At 55.7% G+C, this 19,661-nt stretch carries 18 protein-coding genes and 1 pseudogene; 4 read left to right on the top strand and 15 right to left on the bottom strand.

The features are described from left to right. Positions 1-79: 79 nt before the first annotated feature. The 3 genes and pseudogenes from FHS21_RS06945 to FHS21_RS31150 all read right to left on the bottom strand — a co-directional run. Entirely contained in the window at positions 80-661 is a 582-nt protein-coding gene (locus FHS21_RS06945) for an invasion associated locus B family protein (protein ID WP_112527577.1), read from the bottom strand. A gap of 7 nt (positions 662-668) precedes the next feature. Further along, the gene (locus tag FHS21_RS31470; RefSeq protein WP_376772067.1) at positions 669-818 is read right to left on the bottom strand and encodes a YadA-like family protein; all 150 of its coding nucleotides are present in this window, start codon (positions 816-818) and stop codon (positions 669-671) included. A gap of 320 nt (positions 819-1,138) precedes the next feature. Next, positions 1,139-3,133: pseudogene (locus FHS21_RS31150) on the bottom strand (hypothetical protein); the annotation flags it as partial. A gap of 463 nt (positions 3,134-3,596) precedes the next feature. On the opposite strand from FHS21_RS31150, the gene FHS21_RS06935 reads away from it, so the two are divergent. Further along, positions 3,597-4,487, top strand: a complete 891-nt coding sequence (locus FHS21_RS06935) for an MBL fold metallo-hydrolase (protein ID WP_183661455.1) — start codon at positions 3,597-3,599, stop codon at positions 4,485-4,487. Between the two features lie 102 nt (positions 4,488-4,589). After that, the gene (locus tag FHS21_RS06930; RefSeq protein ID WP_112527571.1) at positions 4,590-5,159 is read left to right on the top strand and encodes a cytochrome b; all 570 of its coding nucleotides are present in this window, start codon (positions 4,590-4,592) and stop codon (positions 5,157-5,159) included. A 3-nt stretch (positions 5,160-5,162) separates the two neighbouring features. Here FHS21_RS06930 and FHS21_RS06925 read toward each other — a convergent pair whose 3' ends face one another. From FHS21_RS06925 to FHS21_RS06875, 11 genes are all read right to left on the bottom strand, one after another. Then, positions 5,163-5,639 (bottom strand): cytochrome c-type biogenesis protein, encoded by a 477-nt coding sequence (locus tag FHS21_RS06925; RefSeq protein WP_112527569.1) that lies wholly within the window; start codon positions 5,637-5,639, stop codon positions 5,163-5,165. Continuing rightward, positions 5,636-7,627, bottom strand: a complete 1,992-nt coding sequence (locus FHS21_RS06920) for a heme lyase CcmF/NrfE family subunit (RefSeq protein ID WP_183661453.1) — start codon at positions 7,625-7,627, stop codon at positions 5,636-5,638. The genes FHS21_RS06925 and FHS21_RS06920 overlap by 4 nt, the downstream gene beginning before the upstream one ends. After that, positions 7,624-8,067 (bottom strand): cytochrome c maturation protein CcmE, encoded by a 444-nt coding sequence (ccmE, locus tag FHS21_RS06915; RefSeq protein WP_112527565.1) that lies wholly within the window; start codon positions 8,065-8,067, stop codon positions 7,624-7,626. Before ccmE ends, FHS21_RS06920 begins: the two co-directional genes overlap by 4 nt. Next, positions 8,067-9,236, bottom strand: coding sequence for a c-type cytochrome biogenesis protein CcmI (ccmI, locus tag FHS21_RS06910; RefSeq protein ID WP_112527563.1), 1,170 nt, complete (start codon positions 9,234-9,236; stop codon positions 8,067-8,069). Before ccmI ends, ccmE begins: the two co-directional genes overlap by 1 nt. Positions 9,237-9,339: 103 nt before the next feature. Beyond that, a complete protein-coding gene (locus FHS21_RS06905) occupies positions 9,340-9,669 on the bottom strand; it encodes a hypothetical protein (RefSeq protein ID WP_183661451.1) in 330 nt (109 codons plus the stop codon). A 460-nt stretch (positions 9,670-10,129) separates the two neighbouring features. Next, complete coding sequence (locus FHS21_RS06900; RefSeq protein WP_183661528.1) at positions 10,130-11,158, bottom strand: hypothetical protein; 1,029 nt, start codon at positions 11,156-11,158, stop codon at positions 10,130-10,132. A 114-nt stretch (positions 11,159-11,272) separates the two neighbouring features. Continuing rightward, positions 11,273-11,710, bottom strand: coding sequence for an RT0821/Lpp0805 family surface protein (locus FHS21_RS06895; protein WP_112528087.1), 438 nt, complete (start codon positions 11,708-11,710; stop codon positions 11,273-11,275). A 72-nt stretch (positions 11,711-11,782) separates the two neighbouring features. Further along, a complete protein-coding gene (locus FHS21_RS06890; RefSeq protein ID WP_183661524.1) occupies positions 11,783-13,084 on the bottom strand; it encodes an ATP-binding protein in 1,302 nt (433 codons plus the stop codon). 136 nt (positions 13,085-13,220) lie between these two features. Next, the gene (locus FHS21_RS06885; RefSeq protein ID WP_112527557.1) at positions 13,221-13,892 is read right to left on the bottom strand and encodes a response regulator transcription factor; all 672 of its coding nucleotides are present in this window, start codon (positions 13,890-13,892) and stop codon (positions 13,221-13,223) included. Between the two features lie 25 nt (positions 13,893-13,917). After that, positions 13,918-14,169, bottom strand: coding sequence for a hypothetical protein (locus FHS21_RS06880; protein WP_112528083.1), 252 nt, complete (start codon positions 14,167-14,169; stop codon positions 13,918-13,920). Between the two features lie 285 nt (positions 14,170-14,454). Beyond that, complete coding sequence (locus tag FHS21_RS06875; protein ID WP_183661449.1) at positions 14,455-15,021, bottom strand: hypothetical protein; 567 nt, start codon at positions 15,019-15,021, stop codon at positions 14,455-14,457. A 666-nt stretch (positions 15,022-15,687) separates the two neighbouring features. Here FHS21_RS06875 and FHS21_RS06870 point away from each other — a divergent pair. Beyond that, a complete protein-coding gene (locus FHS21_RS06870) occupies positions 15,688-16,113 on the top strand; it encodes a hypothetical protein (RefSeq protein ID WP_183661447.1) in 426 nt (141 codons plus the stop codon). A 476-nt stretch (positions 16,114-16,589) separates the two neighbouring features. Here the strand turns inward: FHS21_RS06870 and FHS21_RS06865 are convergent, their stop codons facing one another. Beyond that, entirely contained in the window at positions 16,590-17,222 is a 633-nt protein-coding gene (locus tag FHS21_RS06865) for a LysE family translocator (protein ID WP_112527551.1), read from the bottom strand. A gap of 268 nt (positions 17,223-17,490) precedes the next feature. Between FHS21_RS06865 and FHS21_RS06860 the strand changes: the two genes are divergently transcribed. Continuing rightward, complete coding sequence (locus FHS21_RS06860; RefSeq protein ID WP_183661445.1) at positions 17,491-19,638, top strand: transglycosylase domain-containing protein; 2,148 nt, start codon at positions 17,491-17,493, stop codon at positions 19,636-19,638. Positions 19,639-19,661 lie beyond the last annotated feature (23 nt).

Here is a 19,661-nt window from a genome sequence, read left to right as displayed (position 1 = left end):
AGATAGGAAGGTTACGTCGCCATTTCCGCATTATGACAAATTTGTAAGGTTCTGCGGAAGTTGGGGCAGCTTCACGCAATCACTTTATTGCGGCAAGCGCTGCCGATAGGCCTTTCAAGGGCGCTTCGAAGACAAGGGGCACTTCCGCGGTATCTTTATAAAATACCTGCACGTTTGCCTCTTTGGCGATTTGCTCACGCAAGACTGGACCGACCGGTAAATATGTCACGCAAACATTGGCATCGCAGGCATTGGTAGCGATCATGACCGGTTCTTTTCTTGCAGGGAAGGTCAGGCTTATGGGCTTCTCAGGGCCAAGTCCTGGGCGGGTTCGCAGGATCATCATCGGTTTGCCGCCCTCGGTGGCCGCCAGCGACCAGCTAAAAACGAACCGGCCCTCGCCGTCCAGAATTGTCTGAGTGATATTGCAAATTTTCTTCTTGGCCTTGAGGTTTTCATCGCACCGCAGTTCCCAGTTTTCGAAGGGCTGGATCGTGCGGCGATAGCGACCGAGTTCTGCTCCCTGCGGAACGCTCACCTCGGACGGCTTGATGCTGTAACCGGAATTGGAGAACTCCTGTCCGGCCGCGGGTGGGCACGGCAAACCGGACAGGAGCAGGCAAGCCAGGAAAATGGGGCGTTTCATAGCTTGCCTGATCATGATGAGCTCAATTCAGCGTGAAGCTGATGCCTGCGCCGACACCGAATTCGCCGCCGCTCGCAGCGCCGGAAACGTTCGCCCGCACCTTGCCGCTTTCGCTGGTATACCCGGCACCGAATGCCGCAGCGCCCTGCCCTCGCCAGGCACCGCCGCCCATTGCGACGCTGATCTTGCCTGGCCTGTTGTCGTAACGAAGCGAGGATGCAGCCAGCCCGATCGCCGCCGCCTGCCGTGCTTCACTGCGTACCGAACCAATATCCGAGGAAAGTTCGGCAAACCTTTCGTCCGTGTATTGCTTGGACTGGTTGAGCGTGTTCGCAGCTGCACTACTGGTACGTTGTCCGTATAACTCTTCGACTGGTCCAGATACTCGTTGTATTGGTTGGTGATCTTGGCAGTTTGCTCCTGCACGGTATTGAGCTTGTACTTGGCGGTATTGTCGTCGAGCGTCTTCATCTTTTCGTTGGCGGCATTCAGCTGCGCACCATTGACAGCGTCGGTGGATGTCGCATTCACAGCGCCCTGCTGGAGATTGGTGATCTTCGTGCCGCCAGTCAGTCCGCCATCCGAGGATGTCGGACCCTCCAGCTTGATGAGCGTCTTGGGATCGCCGGTCTTGCCATCATACGTGACAGCTCGGTCAGTGACGTTTGTGATGTTGGTGATGTCAGTCCTGATATTCTTGACGTCGCCTTCAACATTCGTGACGCGAGTGTCGATCTTGGTGATGTCCGTCTTGATGTTGTTGACATCTCCCTCAACAGTCGTCACGCGGTTCTCAACACCCGTCACGCGATTCTCGACATCAGTCACTCGATTGTTCGTGTCGTTCAACTGCGAGCCATTGACGGCATCGGTTGATGTTGCGCTCACGGTACCGGCCTGCAGGTCGGTAATCCGGTTATTGCCACTAACTGCTCTGGTGGCTATGTCCGTATGGCCGGCCGTGAACGCTTTCTTGCTTTCGTCCCAGATCAGCGCGTCATTGCCCAACGCGTTGAGCTTATCAGTGATGCCGTCGGTTTTCGCGTTGACAATCCTGACGCTGTTGTCGAGCCCGCCAAGCGCATCGCCGACATTGTCGTGATCCTTGCTGGTTAGCGTCCCATCCTGGTTGATGACAGTTATTCTGTAGCTCGGGCCGGTAAACACGCCGTTTGCATTCCAGCCCGCGCCGCCGCCAAAAGAACGCGCGATGTCGAATATCTGCGAGCCGTTGATCGCCTCCATCGAGGTTGCGTTGACAGCGCCATTGCCGAGATTTGACATCACTGTGCCATTTGCCCCGGCACCGGCGAGCTTTACCTTGCCGTAATCGACAACTTCGCCTGCGTCGAGCTCACCGTTGCCGTTCTTGTCATCCCAAACGTATTTCACGGCCACATCGCCAAGCTTTTTTTCGGCGTCCGCCAGACCTTTCAACTGCCCGACATTGACCGCGTCCGTATCGTCCGTGCCCGCCTTGACATTGGCGATCTTGCTCGTCGTTTCCGTACCATGCTGTGCCGAGAACGCTCCGGCGGCCGGATCCCACTGCAGTGCATCGTCGTCCAAATGATCAACTGATTGGATAAGGTCAACAATATTGTCCTCGGCGTAGTTTATCCGTGTCTCATTCGCTGTCACCCGCCCGTCAACCGTCTTCAACTGGCCGACATTGACCGCATCCGTATCGTCGACGCCTGCCGACAGATTGATCAGCCTGCGTGGCCCTTTTTTGCCGGCGGTTGTGCCCGCAATATCGATTGCCCCACCATCGAGGCCCTTGGCAACAGTGATGTTTTCACCCCCGGCAGCCTGCTGCACGAGTCCCGCCTTCCCGTTCGTAATATTGTTGATATCGCCGGTATTCTTGCTGATATTTGTCTCGTTGACAGTCACTCGGCTCCCCAATGTGCCGAGGGCCGAATTGGTGGCAAAGAGCTGGGAGCCGTTGACGCCGTCTGTACTCACCGCATTGATCTGGCCAGCAGCCATATTGGTCAGTTGCCGCTTTTGGATTGCGTTGCCGATACTGATTTGGCTGTAGGCTGAATTGCCCGCGAAATTATATTGGTTGCCATTGATCGTCACATTTGCCGTTGAAACAGCAGCAGTGTCTGTGACCGAATTAAAGCCGATCGCCACACCACCAAGGAGATATGCTTTCGCATAGGCGCCAAGGGCGACCGCACCGGTCATCTTGTCTTCCGCGAGAGCCCCGAACCCGATCGCGATCGTGTCCTGCTCGAGGGCCTTTGTTCCTGCACCAATTGCAATTGCCCTCAGATCCGTATCCGGCTTGTCGGTTTCCAAGGCACTGCCCGCCGGTGCTACAAAACCCGCCTGCGCATCGCGGCCGATAGCAATATTGTCTTTCGACGTACTCTGTGCACCGTTGCCGACAGTGACTGAATCGAGACCTGTCCCTTTGGTATTCGCATCGCCCAATACGATAGGCTTGCTTGCTTGGGCATGCGCCGTCCCGATCATTCCCGTCATCAGGGCGAACCCCAGACTGCACGCTGCGAACGTTTCGACAAAAACCGGCAGGCACTCTGACTTCGAATATGAACTTAATCCAAATATCAATTTTCTCATTATCAATCTCTCTAAAATATTTAATGTAAATAATATGTGCGCGTTAATGGTGTAATTCCGAAATATACAACAACTCTTAGGTGTATATATCGGTGCTTACATGTTAAATCGTGATGTGAGCCGAAAAATTTTGGGCGGCTGTATATATTACTGATGTAATATTTAAACTTCTGTGTCGCTCAGATAGAGCAATCTGATATATGACGCAACGAAAATAATTAGTTTACACGCGTAATTTTTTATTTTCTGACGATATATGATCTGTTGTTGCGCCAATCCATATACTGTAGGTTGAATCCTTCGCCTTTCGCCGCGAAGTTCGGTTAGCATTGTCATCATTTGGAGTTTAATCATCATGCCGCCGCTCGGATCGACTATGCGCGTTCACCAGCCCTATCCGGGGGTTCTCGCCTTCTATGACGGCAGGATCGACGGAGCGCGGGCCTATTCCGATGCACCCAACTGGCTTGACGACGGCGCCTATTCGCTGGGCGTTTGTTCCTACGCGATCGTGTCTGGCGATGAAGCGCTGGTCTACGACACCAGCATTTCGCTGCCCCATGCGAGGATTATCCGCAAGACGCTAGAAGATCTCGGGGCCAGCAATATTCGGGTTGTGCTCAGCCACTGGCATGTGGATCACGTAGCCGGGAACGAAGTCTTTGCCGACTGCGAGATCATCGCTAACGAGTTGACCTTGCAGGCAATGAGCGCCAATCGCGACCGGCTAGAAAATGACAACCCGCCAATCAAACCGCTCATCATGCCGAACAGCACCTTTGAGACAGAACTGAACTTGGAGGTCGGCGATATCGATGTGGAACTGCGTCACGTCGACATTCACAGTCATGACGGGACGATGCTAATCCTGCCGCAACGCAAGCTGATGCTGGCCGGCGATGCGCTCGAAGAGCCGATCACTTACGTCGCCGAACCGAAACGGCTGGAGCATCATTTGCGTGATCTGGAGCGCATGGCGACGTGGGATATCGAGAAAATCCTGCCCAATCATGGTGCGGAGGAAATGATCATTGCGGTCGGTTACGGACCGGAATTGATCGCGGCCACACGCAATTACGTAACCAAGTTACTGCGCCTACGCCATGAACCGGAACTGGCAAAACAAGAGCTCCGTACCTTCGTCGCGGAGGATTTCGTCGCGGGTGTGATCAGCTATTACGCGCCCTACGAATCCGTTCACGCACGCAATGTCAGTGTGATCTTGAAGGGCTTCGAGGAAGCCTGATTTCGCCGCAAACCATTACAAATAATACATTTTACATTCTCGCCCGAATAATCGACGGTTTTAGGTGTTCTATTTTACACTGCGATTTCAGGAGTATATATCATGCCAAATCCGGGTGTCCGCACCGCAGCCGCTCAATCAACGCGGCAGGTTTATGACAGGGGGACGATAATCCTGCATTGGCTGACAGCGGTCCTGGTGGTTTCGCTTTTTGCCAGCGCCGAGACGTGGTGGTTTTTACCAAGAGGAACTGCACTGCGCGAGGAATTGCAAACGCTGCACATTTCGCTCGGGATTTCGCTCGCCGCCACTATAATCATGCGCATCGTCTGGCGCTTGGCCCAAGGACGTCGGCTGCCACCAGCAACGACCGGTCTTCAAGCAATGATTGCCAAGACTGTCCATATCGCGCTTTACATTTTGCTGTGCCTGCAAGTGGCACTCGGCTTCCTGTTCCGCTGGGTGCAGAACGAGCCTTTCGCCTTCTTTGGCCTCTTCACCATCCCACACGTCGCACTGGCGCCAGGCCTGCGGTCAACTTTTGGCTGGCTGCACAACAACGTCGCCTGGGCGATCATCATTATCGCCGGAATTCACGCCCTCGCCGCGCTATTGCATCATTACGTGCTGAAGGACCGCGTGCTAACGCGCATGTTGCCCGCGAAGGGCTGACGATCAATCGCCCGATGCAACGAAGAGCTTCTTCAGTTGCTTCTTCTCGTTCTCTGAAAGCGGCGTCGTTTCCACAGAACTCGTGCGGCGGCGCCGGATCGACAGAATGATTGCAACGCCGCCAGTCAGCAGAACGACGATAGGGAACCCCCAAAGCAACAGCGTGCTCGTCTGCAAGCGCGGCCTGAGCAGGACGAACTCGCCGTAGCGCGCGACAAGGAACTCAACTACCTGCTCGTCCGTATCGCCAGCCACCAGCCTTTCGCGAACCAGGACGCGTAGATCGCGAGCGAGATCGGCATTGGAATCGTCGATGGATTCGTTCTGGCACACCATGCAGCGCAATTCGGCGGAGATGGTACGTGCGCGCTTTTCGAGCACGGGATTGGACAGCATTTCGTCGGGCGACAGGGCTTGCGCGCCGGTCGCAGCAAAGCAAAGTGCCAGGCCGAGGGCCAGAGTTGCAAACAGCGGTCTCATGAGATGGCTCGTGCCGGTCTCGGCTTGCCCAATTTAGACTTGGCGGGTGCGCCGATGCGCAGACGCCGGTCAAGCAATGACATGCCACCACCAATCATCATTACCACGCCACCAAGCCAGATCAGCGTCACCAGGGGCTTCCACCAGATCCGGACCACGATACCGCCATCCTTGGCCGCATCGCCGAGCGAAACATAGAGTTGGCTGAACATGAATGTCTTGATGCCCGCCTCGGTCGTCTGCATCTTGCGAACGGGAAAGAAACGCTTGGCCGAGACAAGATCGGTCACCGGCTGCCCCTCGTCGTTCAGGATCGTGAACTTGCCTTGGTCCTCGGTGTAGTTCGAACCTTTGACAGCATCGACACGATCAAACCGGAGCGTATATCCACCAGCCCGAATGCCGTCGCCCGGCTTCATCACCAATACGCTTTCGGTTGCAAAGGTCGTCGTAGCAACGATGCCAAGAAGCGTGATGCCAAGTCCGAAATGCGCAAAGGCGGTGCCAAATACCGAGCGCGGCAGACCCGTGATACGCTGTGCCATCCCGCGAAGTGAGGTCTTGCCGATCCCGGCCTTGAGCGACAGATCGGTCACTGCGCCGAGCATCAGCCAAACAGCAAGGCCGATGCCGAAGGCGGCGAGCACCCCAGATGCCGAGGTCTTGTAGAGCACGAAGGCGACGACAAGCAGCGCTACGAAAAACGCCGTCATCAATCGCTGCGCTACAGCGAGGATATCGCCGCGCTTCCACGCCAGAAGCGGCCCGAATGGAACGGCCGCTAGCAGCGGGATCATCAACGGACCAAATGTCAGATTAAAGAACGGCGCGCCGACGGAGATCTTCTCGCCGGTCAGCGATTCCAGCAGCAGAGGATAGAGCGTGCCGATCAGTACGGTAGCGGCGGCGGTGGTCAGAAACAGGTTATTGAAGACCAGCGCGCCCTCGCGCGAAATCGGCTGAAACAGCCCACCGGGCGCCAGCGTCTGCGCCCGCCAGGCGAAGAGCGCCAGCGATCCGCCAATGAACAGCACAAGGATTGCGAGGATAAACAGGCCGCGTCCCGGATCGGTGGCGAATGTATGGACTGAAGTCAGCACGCCCGAGCGAACGAGGAATGTACCGAGCAGCGACAGCGAGAAAGTGAGTATGGCGAGGAGAACGGTCCAGATTTTCAGCGCCGATCGCTTTTCCATGACCAGCGCCGAATGCAGCAGCGCTGTACCCGCGAGCCAAGGCATGAACGACGCGTTTTCGACCGGATCCCAGAACCACCATCCACCCCAGCCGAGTTCGTAGTAAGCCCAATAGGAACCCATGGCGATACCGCCGGTCAGGAATATCCAGGCGGTCAGTGTCCAGGGACGTACCCAGCGTGCCCACGCCGCATCGATGCGGCCGTCTATCAGAGCTGCAACCGCAAAGGAGAAGCAGACCGAGAAACCGACATAACCGAGATAGAGCATGGGCGGGTGTATCGCGAGGCCGATATCCTGGAGGATCGGGTTCAAATCCTGACCTTCGATGGGCGCCGGATTGAGCCGCGCGAACGGATTGGACGTGCCAACGATAAACAGCAGAAAAGCGCTGCCGATCCAGGCTTGCACGCCAAGGACGTTGGCTTTTAGCGTTGGCGGCAGATTATTGCCGAAGAAGGCGACGAGCGCAGTGAAGAAACTGAGGATCAAAACCCAAAGCAGCATCGAGCCTTCGTGATTACCCCACACACCCGTGAATTTGTAGAGCAGCGGCTTTTGCGAGTGTGAGTTCTCAAAGACGTTCTGCACGGAAAAGTCGGAGAGAACGTGCGCGGAGGTCAGCGCCGCAAAAGACAGGGCAATCAGGGCAAACACAGTAAACGATGCCGGCACTGCAACAGCCATCATGCGATCGTCATTGCGGCGTGCGCCAAGCACAGGCAGGACAGCCTGGATAATCGAAAGCGCCAGTGCCAGCACCAGGGCGAAATGTCCGAGTTCGACGGTCACTGCTTGCTCCCTCCCTGCCAGACGCCCTTGGCTTTCAGACTATCGGCAACTTCCTTCGGCATATAGTTCTCATCGTGTTTGGCGAGCACACTGTCGGCCACAAACGCGCCGCCGGGCGTAAACTTGCCTTCGACAACAACGCCCTGATCTTCACGGAAAAGATCCGGCAGGATCCCATCATAGGTTACAGGAACGCTTTTGACATGGTCGGTGACGGAAAAACTGATCCTCGTGCCATCGCCGCGCACGACGCTGCCCTTTTCGACCAGACCACCGAGGCGGAAGCGCGACTCCGATTCAACATCGGACGTCTGGATGTCGGACGGCATGCGAAAGAATGCGATCTTCTGCTGCAGCGCGAATAGCACCAGCGCCGCTGCAACCGCCAGGACGAACAGCCCTCCCCCGATCACCGAAAGCCGCTTCTGTTTGCGCGTCATCAATTGTTCTCCGGTTGGTCCGGTTCGTCGGCAAGGCCAAGCTCGTTGGCCACCGCATCGAGCCGCGCAAGCTTGTCTGCACTCAGCACCTTTCTCGCCCGGCCCAGCGCTTCCAATGCATCATTGGGCCGGTTGAGAACCACATAGGATCGGACAAGCCGCTCCCAACCTTCGATATCATCAGGCGATTGTTTCAATTTTTCGGCAAGGTTCGCAACCATGCCCTCGATCATCGCAGCGCGGTCCTGGTTGTTCATGCCCGCAGCAGCCTCGACCTGCGAGGCGTCCGGACCAGTTTTCTCGACGTCGCTGACGTCCGGCGCATCGCCGGCGATCTCATGATCGAGCCTCGTCAAGGCGGCCTGCGCCTGGTCCCGCCACGGAACATCCGCGGGCGCTTCCGCCAGCAACTTGCGGATCAGGTCACGCGCCTCTGGCAGGCGGCCCTGCTGCATCCAGCCATCAATGATATAAAACTGCGGCCGCATGTCTTTTGGATCAAGCGTCATTGCGCGCTTGAAGGCTTCCTCCGCGCGGGCGGTGATCTTACCACCAGTCTCCGCAGTCAAGGCTTGACCCAGGCCGAGTTGCCGGCCTGCACTGTCACCATTCAACCTTATGGTGTTTTGATACGCGGCAACCGCATCTCCGGGCCGTCCCATACGCAAATAGATGGGCGCCAAGACTTCCCAGCCCTGCCCGTCATCGGGATTGAGCGCGAGATGCGCTTCAGCGCGTGCAATCAATTCGGCTGGCGTACTCTGATCCGCCGGCTTCGCAAGCCGTTCCGCCAGTGGTTGAGCCGGCAAATCCGGAGATCCGAGCTTGGTGTATATACCCCACGAAATCAAAGGGATGGCAAGAACTGTTGCGAGCGTGAGCCATTCGCGAGTCGCGCTTTTCGTTGGCCGGACAATCGCCTTGTCGTCCTCCACGGCCTTGGCCGATTTGAGAAGGCGGCGGCCGATTTCGGCGCGTGCCTGTTCGCTGCTGACGGGGTCGATAAGACCGCGCTTTTCATCGGCGTCAAGCTCGCGCAGCTGATCGCGATAGACCTCGACATCATATTGATTGTCCGACACGGGCGCTTGAACGCGTCGCGTCAATGGCAAAAGCACAAGCAGCGTCGCAACTACGGTCAGAACAGCAGCGGAAATCCAGAAAACCATGGCTGAGACATACCCCCACCCCCGCGTAAAATCCAAATGGATTTAAATTGATAGGGCAATTCGCCGCAAAGGTTGGCGGCGTTCATGGCTCCATCGACCCACCTCAGTCTTTGGGATCCCATTGCTCCGTCCGCAATTTCACAAAAACATCCGATCTGGATTCAACAGCAGTCAGGTACCGCGGGTAGCGGTAAGCATCAGATATGTAAAGTAATAATGGAAAGTCAGAAAAATTATACTCCATGACTTCACCATCTTCTTGATCTTCATTGTATCTTAAATAAAAATTCCTTTCAGGAAATGGTAGGCAATAATAATGCCCCCAATTAAAGCTTTCCCGCGCCTCAAGCTCTCTACCCAAAATCTCCTCAATAATTTCCTTTATTTCCTCAATGTCCTCGGAATGTATCCCAAACAAAATATCCGCTTGCACTGCGTGCCCCTTATGGCTCAATCCACAACTCTATTCTCCGCGTGGTTGCCATTGATTTGTTCGCAATTTGACGAAAACGTCCGACCTGGCCTGAATTGCAGCGAAATACTCTGGATATTTATTGACATCTTCTATATACAGAACGATAGGATACTCAGGGAATTCTTCCTCTTCAATTTCACCATCTTCGATATTCGCATTGTGTCTTAGGTATAAATAGTCATCAGGAAAAGGTAGACTGTAGTACTCCCCCCATATGAAGCCCCTCTCTCGCTTGAAGTTTTCTGCTAAGTATATCTTCAAGTATTTCCTTTATCTCCTCCATATCTTCGGTTTTAATACCAAAGAGCACGTCCGTTATCATTGCTTTTTCCTACGGTTCGATCCTCAATTCCAATCTTACATACTCGCCCGGTCGCAACGCCACATCCTGTTCCGAGCGGTAAATCATGAAACTGACTTACCGCCCTGTTTGGGCATGGAGAGAACGCTTCAGGTTTCCAATCCCCAATATGTCCAGAACCTCCTTTTTCAGTGGCGCACTCCGCGTCCTTTCCGTCCGCATTGGAACACCCAAATCGCTCAGTCTCCGCCACATGGACGGACTGACCAATGCGAGGTCGTAGTCACTACGATAGGCACCATCGAAGGGTGAATTCTGATTGAAATTTCGCCCTGTCACGGCACTGCCGCGCATAAAAACACGCACATCCTTATAGCCCGCATCGCGAAGGCCGTCTCTTATACTTTGGCGGAATCCCGTATAGTTTTGCGCAGTGCGAAAGCCATAGGGTGTCCATTCATAAACCGGTTGTGCACCGCGCCCAAGCTCCATCATCCGATAATCCGCTTCGCGGGTTATGCGCTCATTGTTACGGATTTCACCTTCGGCGCTGTCATAGAGGCCAGGTTGTGGCTTCCAGTTTGGATCGCGCTCCTGTACCCGGCGCACCGCCGCCTCAGCATTCATCGCTGAGAGTTGGATACGTGTCTCTTCCTGCGGCGTCGTTTGAATGCGCCGTCCGCCAATCATCCGGCCGGATGACGATCCGCTCCGCCGGCCACCACCACCCGTTTGCGCAAGTTGAACCGACGTCCCATCGGGCGTTGTCGGGCCGGTCTCCGGCTTCTTCGCAATCGCGCCACCAAACCGCCCGCGACCGGAGACGAGCCGGGAACCGCCCGCTGCGCTTCCCCCAGTTCCACCACTTCCTCCACCGTCGTCCGTCCACTGTCCGCCATCGGGGTTGCCGGCGGGCACGCGTGGTTGGTCCGGGCGATATTTCAATGCAAACCAGAGCTGGAAAGGCTCGTAAAGCGTCGACCAGGATTTCAGCTCACAATTTTCTGCCTCTAGATTTGCTATCCATTGCCGGTTGTCCCCGCTTGGATTTGCCAGCTTCAAGGCAGCAAGCAAAACCTCATTCGCCTTGATGTTCGATAATATGCGGAGTTGGTAGGAATACCCGTTCAATGCTGAAGCAGCCATGAATGAAGCCCTGAAATAACGGAGAAAAAGATCGAATAAATGCAATCAGCCGCGAGGGGTGCTCGCGGCTGATTTCGTCCGACTAAAAAGTGATGGACTAGGGGCGTCCGGACCTTAGGTCAGAGGCGTCCAGCTGCCGTCCTCGTTCCGGCAAGCAGTACCACGTGCTGATTGCGGTGTGCCGTCGATCCGCACCGTATGCGTGTATTGCCGGCAATTTTGCGAGCCGACCTGATATGGCTGCGCCGCGACGACTTCACCGGAGTGGCTGCCGCTGCTGTTTTTCCATTCGACCGTCTTGCCGGCAGGAGAATATTCAAGCGCCTGGTATTCGGCCTGCAGGGCCCGCTTGCGATCCGATGCATCCAGAGATGGATTGTTTCCGATCAAACCATTGCCGAGCGCTGCGAGAACCCCCGTTGTGGCGGCTTGTTTCGAGCCACCGGTCAGTTTGCTCAGCGTGCTTCCGCCATTGCTCTTGGGCGCCGACGTCGTGGAACATCCGGCTAGAACAACGACGGCAAGCAGGGAAATGACTATATGGAATTTCATCATCGGTCCGTTTAAGGTGTCCTTTATAGTGGCCTTTTATGGCCTGATTAGTCGCTCGCTTGCAAGCTCGATTCAGGTAGCCGCAACCGGAAGTGTCAGCCGCGCTGCCAGACCACCGAGCTCGGGGCTCCGCTCCAGCCGCAGCGTACCGCCATATTCCCGGACCGTGTCGTTGACGATCGAGAGACCGAGGCCTGTCCCCGGCTTGCTCTCATCCAGTCGCTTGCCGCGTGTCAGCGCGTCCTTGATCTGCCTTGGCGCAAGACCGGCCCCATCGTCCTCGACGCTGATCTCAAGCCCGCTATCCACCTTCGCGAGCGTAAGCCAGATAACACTGCGGCCCCATTTTCCTGCATTTTCCAGAAGGTTGCCGACGACTTCTTCGAGATCTTCCTGTTCACCGGCAAAAATCGCATCATCCATGTAATTGTTGAACTGAACATCCATTGAAGGATTGAGTTTCGTGGTGACCCGCACCAGGCGGGTGAGGATCGGGGTGACCGGCGCACGAAATACCACGCTGTCGCGCTGTGCGGCTATGCGCGCGCGCTGGAGATAGTGCTGCACCTGGACCTGCATCGCCTCGCTCTGCTCGGCGACAATTCGCCCTTCGCTCCCGCCGATCGTCCGGCTTTCATTTACCAGGACGGAGAGCGGCGTTTTGAGCGAATGCGCCAGATTGCCGACCTGAGTGCGCGATCGCTCCATGATGCGGCGATTGTTGTCGATCAGCGCGTTCATTTCACGCGCGAGCGGCGCGATTTCGTCGGGCAGACGTTCATCCAGCCGCGAAACCTTGCCTTCGCGGATATCGGCGAGGGAACGGCGAACACGATCGAGCGGCCGCAGACCGAACAGGATCACGGCCGCGTTGATCAGCGTGCCGCCAAGCGCAAATATACCGAGGTAAAAATAAAGCGTGTTACGGAAATGGGCAATTTCGCCTTCAACCTCGCTCAGATTTCCCATAACCCTGAACCGGGCAACGCGATTTTCCGCGTCGAGAACAACTTCGGTTTCGACGACGGAAAGCTGCTGGCCGTTGGGACCTGGTTCTATATAGGAGCGTTGAAACGACGTATCGAAGGGAACATTGAGTGTCGAGGGCGAGTCTATCTCCCTGTCACCCAGCGAGACAGATTTGAGCGAACCCTTCAGATTGTCGGCCACCGGTTCGACCGACCAATACCAGCCGGAAAGCGGGCTCGAATAACGAACCTCCCCCGGATCTGGACGGCCGGCAAGCGTGCCGTCATTGACGCTGACCGAAGCGATCACGCTGAAGAGATGGGCGGAAAGCAGCTGCTTGAAGCTCTGGAGGCGCGATTCGCCATAGATCGTCGAAATGATGGTGGCAATGGCAACGAAGGAGATAATGGTCCACAGCGTCGAGAGCATGATGACGCGCAGCGACAGGGAACGCAGGCTGGGAAGATAGCTGCTCAGCGGGATTGTCACACGTCGTCCTGCCTTTTGATGGCGTTCAGGAGGGTGGAATCGCCAAATGTCCCTATGACTTTATGTCTTGCGATTTGATCCTGTATCCCATACCGCGGATCGTCTCGATAAGATCCATACCCATTTTCTTGCGCAAACGGCCAACAAACACTTCTATCGTATTGGAATCCCGATCGAAATCCTGATCATACAGGTGCTCTACCAGCTCGGTGCGGGACACCACCTCGTCCATGTGATGCATGAGGTAGGACAATAACCGAAACTCGTGCGAGGTAAGCTTCAGTGTAGTACCATTAACTGTCGCCTTCGAGGTCTTGGTGTCGAGCCGCAGTGGCCCGCAGGTGATTTCCGACGAAGCATGCCCCGCAGCGCGCCGGATGAGAGCCCGCAAACGCGCCAGAACTTCCTCGATATGAAATGGCTTGGCGACATAGTCATCGGCACCCGCGTCGATACCGGCGACCTTGTCGCTCCAGCGGTCACGCGCGGTGAGGAGTAGGACGGGCATAACGCGCCCATCCCTACGCCATTTTTCAAGGATGGTCAGTCCATCCATTTGCGGCAGGCCAATATCGAGTACCACGGCGTCATAAGGCTCGGTATCGCCAAGAAAGTGGCCCTCCTCGCCGTCGGAAGCCTTGTCGACCACATAACCAGCATCGGTCAAAGCTTCGACAAGCTGGCGATTAAGATCACGATCATCTTCGACGACGAGTATTCTCATGCAGGATTTCCCTTGCCGGCGCGGATCAGTTTGCTGGTACGGCGACTTCCACACGGCGCGGACGTTCGCCATCCTTGCCGGGGATCAGAACCACCACGACGCAGACTTCCTTGCCGTTCTGCACAACCGAGGTGGCCCGCGCAAGTGTCCCGCCTTGCGAATCGGCCACCCGTTGTCCCACAGAGGAGCAATCTGCAGCAAAGGCAGTGCCGGCGTTGAGGACGCCAGCGACCGAGATCAGGCCCGCAAGGGGCAGGGAGATAAAGAGGTGTTTCATCATGGCGTCATTATTATCGGTTGCTGTCTGAACGATGCATGAACGTTTGGTAATGTGACTGTCAGAATTGCCACAAGTTCACGCCTTTTAACATCATATTTCTCAACAACCCCTAAAATAAAATATTTCTTTATTTCAAGACCTTGTCGGTCAGATATATCTCAAGGTAACGGTTCAAGGTAACAAAACCGCCTCAAAGCGGTGATGTTTTTGCCCCATTTCGTTACCTTCGAAACGACCATTTTGTCGCACCTTACAGCCTCGACCTATTTTGCTTTCCCCCAGTTATTCTGGATGTACGGTCGGCAAGTATGCTTTGTATGCTTCGAGGGGTGGTGGCAACCCACGGTCATAGGCGTATCTGTCGAGCACCGATTGTCCGAGCAAGCCAGAATAAAAACTATTCTCGTCAAGCGCGGTAAAGAATCGTTCCGTCTGCGCTAACTTTCCCGTTTCTGTCGAAAACCACAACTTGGTTACGGCCTTGTCGCCATAGCGCTGCCAATCGGTTTGGAAGACCGTCGTATCATTTCCGGCCATGGTCTCAGTGCCAAGTTTTGTGCAATTTTGAAAGACCGACCGTCCATCATCGGTATGATCGAGCGTTCCACGCCTGTATGAGAGCCAAGGAAAGTATGGCCTGCGGACGTAGATGGTCTGGTCATAATAAAAGGTCCGGAGCCATAGCTTCCCGCTATCCTGACCCTTTCCAGTAACGGTTGAAACCGTTTGGTAGCGTCCGGTGTTTACGGCGTGTTCGTAGGCCCCGTTTAGTTCAGCACACGTACTATCGTCCGCCCATGCGCTTGCAACTCCAGCCAAAATGCAAAGCCATACCCAAATCAATTTCATTAACTACCCCCCGCCCTATCTTTGACGACGCTTTCCTCGGCAATGATTACCTAGTTTCCCGGCGAAGACTTAGGTGAAGGCCCGATTGTGGCGAGCCAGTCGTCACGGCATCATACCGGCTCAAGAAGGCGGCCGCCGCTTTCCTTGAACCTCCCTCCCGCCGCTGTCGAGGAACCCCTCTCCCAGTGGCGGTTTTTTTGTGCAATGGTGACGTGCTTCACCTATAGCTGAGGATCACAAAGCCTGCGAGTACTTGCGTGGTCCGGTCGGTCCAACTTTTAGGGGATGTGTGTCGCCTTGACTTTCATGTGTTCCTGATTTGACCAGCGGCAAATCTGGAGATGTTCGCGGTTCGTTTGAGGATGTTCAGCGGCGGCTTACCAAAAAGGAGTAAGTTTCGGGGCAAGGCATTTTATGTTGCCGGTTCCGGCGATCTGCGAAAGAGACATGCGACAGGCTTGAAGGCCTGAGATCAGCGCTTGAAATTGTTCGGCGTCGCTTGGCATCGCAATGAGATACACCCGATGTTGAGCGGCGGCAAGCAACTGCCGCAATGAGCGGCGGCATCGGAGGAACGCTAATGTGGATTGTTCCCATATGCCACTAGACGCAGTACTCCCATTAGACCAACACTTGCGCGTCCCTCCAACAACTGAGTCGTACCCCATGACATTTCCCACGCTTCTCTCAGAGAGCGAAAAGGAAGCAGCCGCGCTGAACGCTAAACTTGTCACGGAAATGATGCTTGAGATTCAGTCGGCGGCTTTTGGACATACGACCGCGTACACGGCGGTGATCGTATTTGGCGGCTATGCCGGTATTTTCACAATCTGGTCGAATACGAAAGACCACCTTTCGCACACGCTCGCCAACTGGGTTGGTTTGCTGTTGGGAGTAAGTATCTTTTGCTTCGTACTTTTCGAAGTTTTCAAGATGCTGGCAATAGCGCGGGAAATGATGAAATTTCGAGTCCTGATTGTGAATGAGTACCCGCCAGCGGTTCTCCTAGCAAAACGAGCCGCGTTAGCCAAAGAGTCAAACATATTCTTCCAGGGGTCTTCGTTCCGATTTGGTATGCGGTCTTGGTTATAACGATTGTCACGGCCATCGGCGCAGCGGTACTGCTGTTCTGGGCTTTCGCGTCGTCTCTCTTGGGCTTCGTAGGAGATATTCCAGCCACGAAACCATAGACTCTCCCGATTCCGCGCAAGATATACTGCGATGAACAGGGGATGACGTGGTTTCCGGCATTGCGTTTGTGTGGGTAAAAACATCCAAATAACAAGGCGGCGGTGATTCTGCAAAAACCACCACCGCTTTATGTAAACCCAGCCTAGGAGGGCTTGGTCTTGGAGTACATGACCAGAACCTACAGGACAACCGTTACGCAGTCAAGGATTATTTTCCTAGTCTGGATCTTTTTCTTATTTGCGCTTGGCTGTGTTGAGATTCAGGTCAGGACGCGACGAAAATGGTGATTTTCCAGAACCGGAGCGCAGCGTACTTTAAGGTACGTGAGCACCGGATCGCAGAAAAGCGCCATTTGCAGGCCCGTCCTGGCGTGAATATCACGCTGCTGCCTTTTTCCAGCCGAGAGCCAAGAGCCCTGCCCCGATCATCAACGATCCGCCTGTCTGGTTGACGATACGCTGGACCTTCGGCTTGCGGATGGTCTGACGCGCCATCGATGCCATCACGGCGTAGGTTGCGGCATTCAGCGTTGCGAGAACGAGGAAGGTCGTTTCGAAGATCACCATCTGCGTGAATATCGGGCGGGTCGTATCGAGGAACTGCGGCAGGAAAGCCACGAAGAAAATAATGCTCTTGGGATTGAGGGCAGTGACCACGTAGGCGTGGAGAAAGATGCGGTGGGCCTTCTCGTTCTTTTCCGGCGTTTCGCCGGTTTCAGGATTGGCGATCGGCGCACGCCAAAGCTTGATGCCAAGATAGATAAGATAGGCGGCACCAACCCATTTCAGCACGGTGAAGATCGCTGCCGATGCCGCAAGCAAGGCGCCCAGGCCGAGCATGGAGGCAGTCATCGCGGTGAAATCACCGAGCGCAACACCCGCAACCGTCGCCGCTGCAAAGCGTCGGCCATGGCCAAGCGCATAGGAGATGACGAGAAGGATCGTCGGACCTGGAATAGCGAGAAGAATTGCCGATGCGGCAACGAATGCCAGCCAATGCTCAATGGACATGCCTATGCTCCCACTTGGAAAAATGACACCAATCCACCGGACAGGCGCAATTGCAAGTGGAAACTTTTTGGCAACAGTCCCGGTCAAATCTCCATATCGGAAGCGCTTGCCCTTGTGACATTAATCACAAAGGCGGTATTCTTTTTGAGGGACGAAATGACCATATTAGAGCTTAAACAGCCGCTTCAAGAAGCTGTTAAGTGATATCCGCTAAACCATGTGCCTTCAGGGGCAAGCATGGCTTAGCACAGGGCAGGCAAGAAGTTTGATGAACGCGCCAAGGCCGGACAAGAAACGCAAGCGATTCAAGGTCTCGCCGCTGCTTGGGCTTGATGCCTGGATCGATTCGACCCTTTACGAAACGCGCTTTCGCCTTGCAGAATTCTGGGAAGACACCACCATCTTCTTCCGCCGCTTCCATGTCACGGGCTGGCGTCGCACTATATTCGAAGTTCTGGGCGAAGCATTCACCTGGGGTACAGTCGGTTCCGTGCTCATGCTGACGCTGGCCATCCCGGCCTTTCACGAGACGGAAAAGAACTGGCGCACGCGCGATGACTTTGCCGTGACGTTCCTCGACCGCTACGGCAACGAGATCGGCCAGCGTGGTATTCTGCACCGCAGTGCCGTACCCATTGACGAATTGCCGGACCACGTCATCAAGGCCGTCCTTGCAACGGAAGACCGCCGCTTCTTCGACCATTTCGGCATTGATTTCCTCGGGCTGTCGCGCGCCATGACGGAAAACCTGCGCGCCAATTCCGTTGTCCAGGGCGGCTCCACCATTACCCAGCAGCTGGCGAAAAATCTGTTCCTCAACAACGAGCGGAGCCTTGACCGCAAGATCAAGGAAGCTTTCCTTGCCCTTTGGCTGGAGTCGAACCTAACCAAGAAGGAAATCCTGCAGACATATCTCGACCGCGCCTATATGGGCGGTGGAACGTTCGGCATCGCGGCAGCTTCCGAATTCTATTTCGGCAAGAGCGTCAAGGACGTCAATCTGGCGGAGGCGGCAATGCTGGCCGGGCTTTTCAAGGCGCCAGCGAAATATGCGCCGCATGTCAACCTGCCGGCAGCGCGTGCCCGCGCCAACGTGGTGCTCACCAATCTCGTCCAGGGCGGATTGATGACCGAAGGCCAGGTGGTCGGCGCACGGCGCAATCCCGCAACCGTGGTCGATCGCGGCCGCTCGGAAAGCCCGGATTATTTCCTCGATTGGGCCTTCGATGAGGTCAAGAAGGTCGCGCAGAAAATGCCGACCCATACGCTCGTCGTCCGCACTACGCTCGATACGGGAATCCAGAAAGCAGCGGAGGAATCCGCGGAATATCATCTTCGCCAGTTTGGCAAGGAATATCACGTCACCCAGGCTGCAATCGTTGTGCTTGAAAACAACGGCGCTGTCAGGGCGATCGTCGGCGGCCGCGACTACGGCGAAAGCCAGTTCAACCGCGCCACAGCCGCGCTGCGGCAGGCGGGTTCGTCGTTCAAGCCCTATGTCTATGCTGCCGCCATGGAAAAGGGCATGACCCCGAAGACGCTGGTCTCCGGTGGCGCGGTTTCATGGGGCAACTGGTCGCCGCAGAATTACTCGCGCCAGTATCTGGGCAAGATCGACCTGACCACCGCACTGGTCAAATCCATCAATACAGTCCCCGTGCGGCTCGCCAAGGACTACCTGACCACTGCCCCCATCGTAGCCTTGACCAAGGCGTTTGGCGTTGAGTCGCCGATCAGCTCGCACAAGACCATGGTGCTGGGCACCTCTGGCATGACCGTCATGGATCAGGCAACCGGTTACAACGTCTTCGCGACCGGTGGCATCGCCGGCATGCGTCATCCGTTCACGCAGATCTTAAGCCAGAATGGCGATGCCCTGTGGGATTGGAAGAAGGATGGCGTGAAACCGCACCGGGTTCTTTCGAAAACGGCGGCAGACAACATGAATATCATGCTGTCGCAGGTGCCGGAATGGGGCACTGGCCGGCGTGCCGCTTTGCCGATGACGCGCGCGGCGGGCAAGACCGGCACGACGCAAAGCTATCGCGATGCATGGTTCGTTGGTTTTACCGGCAACTACACGGCCGCAGTCTGGTTCGGCAATGACAATTTCACGCCGACCAAGGAATTGACGGGCGGCATCCTTCCGGCAATGACCTGGCAGCGCTTCATGAACTATGCACATCAGAACATCGATCTCAAAGCGATCCCGGGCATCGATCCAACCATGCCGAAGCAGGACAAGGTGGCGGCCAAAGCTGAGGAGGCCGTTGACGACGACGCGCTGAAAGCGGAAGAGCGGCCACGGGTTCTTTCAGGCGCCACCGCGACGGCCATCCGTGAAATCGGCCAGGCGCTGAAAGCCGCGCCGCAGCTCAAACTGCCGATCCTGCCCTCGAAAGTCTCCGCACTTTGATTGCATGCCCCAACACTCGCGTG

Origin of the sequence: Phyllobacterium trifolii (genome assembly GCF_014192095.1) — a bacterium.
In the GTDB taxonomy this organism is placed as follows: Bacteria; Pseudomonadota; Alphaproteobacteria; order Rhizobiales; family Rhizobiaceae; genus Phyllobacterium; species Phyllobacterium trifolii.
This window is presented reverse-complemented; position numbering and strand designations above follow the sequence as displayed.

Coding starts and splice junctions, on each gene's coding strand:
- FHS21_RS06945 (WP_112527577.1), bottom strand. CDS start 661: ATGATCAGGCAAGCTATGAAACGCCCCATTTTCCTGGCTTGCCTGCTC.
- FHS21_RS31470 (WP_376772067.1), bottom strand. CDS start 818: ATGGGCGGCGGTGCCTGGCGAGGGCAGGGCGCTGCGGCATTCGGTGCC.
- FHS21_RS06935 (WP_183661455.1), top strand. CDS start 3,597: ATGCCGCCGCTCGGATCGACTATGCGCGTTCACCAGCCCTATCCGGGG.
- FHS21_RS06930 (WP_112527571.1), top strand. CDS start 4,590: ATGCCAAATCCGGGTGTCCGCACCGCAGCCGCTCAATCAACGCGGCAG.
- FHS21_RS06925 (WP_112527569.1), bottom strand. CDS start 5,639: ATGAGACCGCTGTTTGCAACTCTGGCCCTCGGCCTGGCACTTTGCTTT.
- ccmE (WP_112527565.1), bottom strand. CDS start 8,067: ATGACGCGCAAACAGAAGCGGCTTTCGGTGATCGGGGGAGGGCTGTTC.
- ccmI (WP_112527563.1), bottom strand. CDS start 9,236: ATGGTTTTCTGGATTTCCGCTGCTGTTCTGACCGTAGTTGCGACGCTG.
- FHS21_RS06900 (WP_183661528.1), bottom strand. CDS start 11,158: ATGGCTGCTTCAGCATTGAACGGGTATTCCTACCAACTCCGCATATTA.
- FHS21_RS06895 (WP_112528087.1), bottom strand. CDS start 11,710: ATGAAATTCCATATAGTCATTTCCCTGCTTGCCGTCGTTGTTCTAGCC.
- FHS21_RS06885 (WP_112527557.1), bottom strand. CDS start 13,892: ATGAGAATACTCGTCGTCGAAGATGATCGTGATCTTAATCGCCAGCTT.
- FHS21_RS06880 (WP_112528083.1), bottom strand. CDS start 14,169: ATGAAACACCTCTTTATCTCCCTGCCCCTTGCGGGCCTGATCTCGGTC.
- FHS21_RS06875 (WP_183661449.1), bottom strand. CDS start 15,021: ATGAAATTGATTTGGGTATGGCTTTGCATTTTGGCTGGAGTTGCAAGC.
- FHS21_RS06870 (WP_183661447.1), top strand. CDS start 15,688: ATGACATTTCCCACGCTTCTCTCAGAGAGCGAAAAGGAAGCAGCCGCG.
- FHS21_RS06865 (WP_112527551.1), bottom strand. CDS start 17,222: ATGTCCATTGAGCATTGGCTGGCATTCGTTGCCGCATCGGCAATTCTT.
- FHS21_RS06860 (WP_183661445.1), top strand. CDS start 17,491: ATGAACGCGCCAAGGCCGGACAAGAAACGCAAGCGATTCAAGGTCTCG.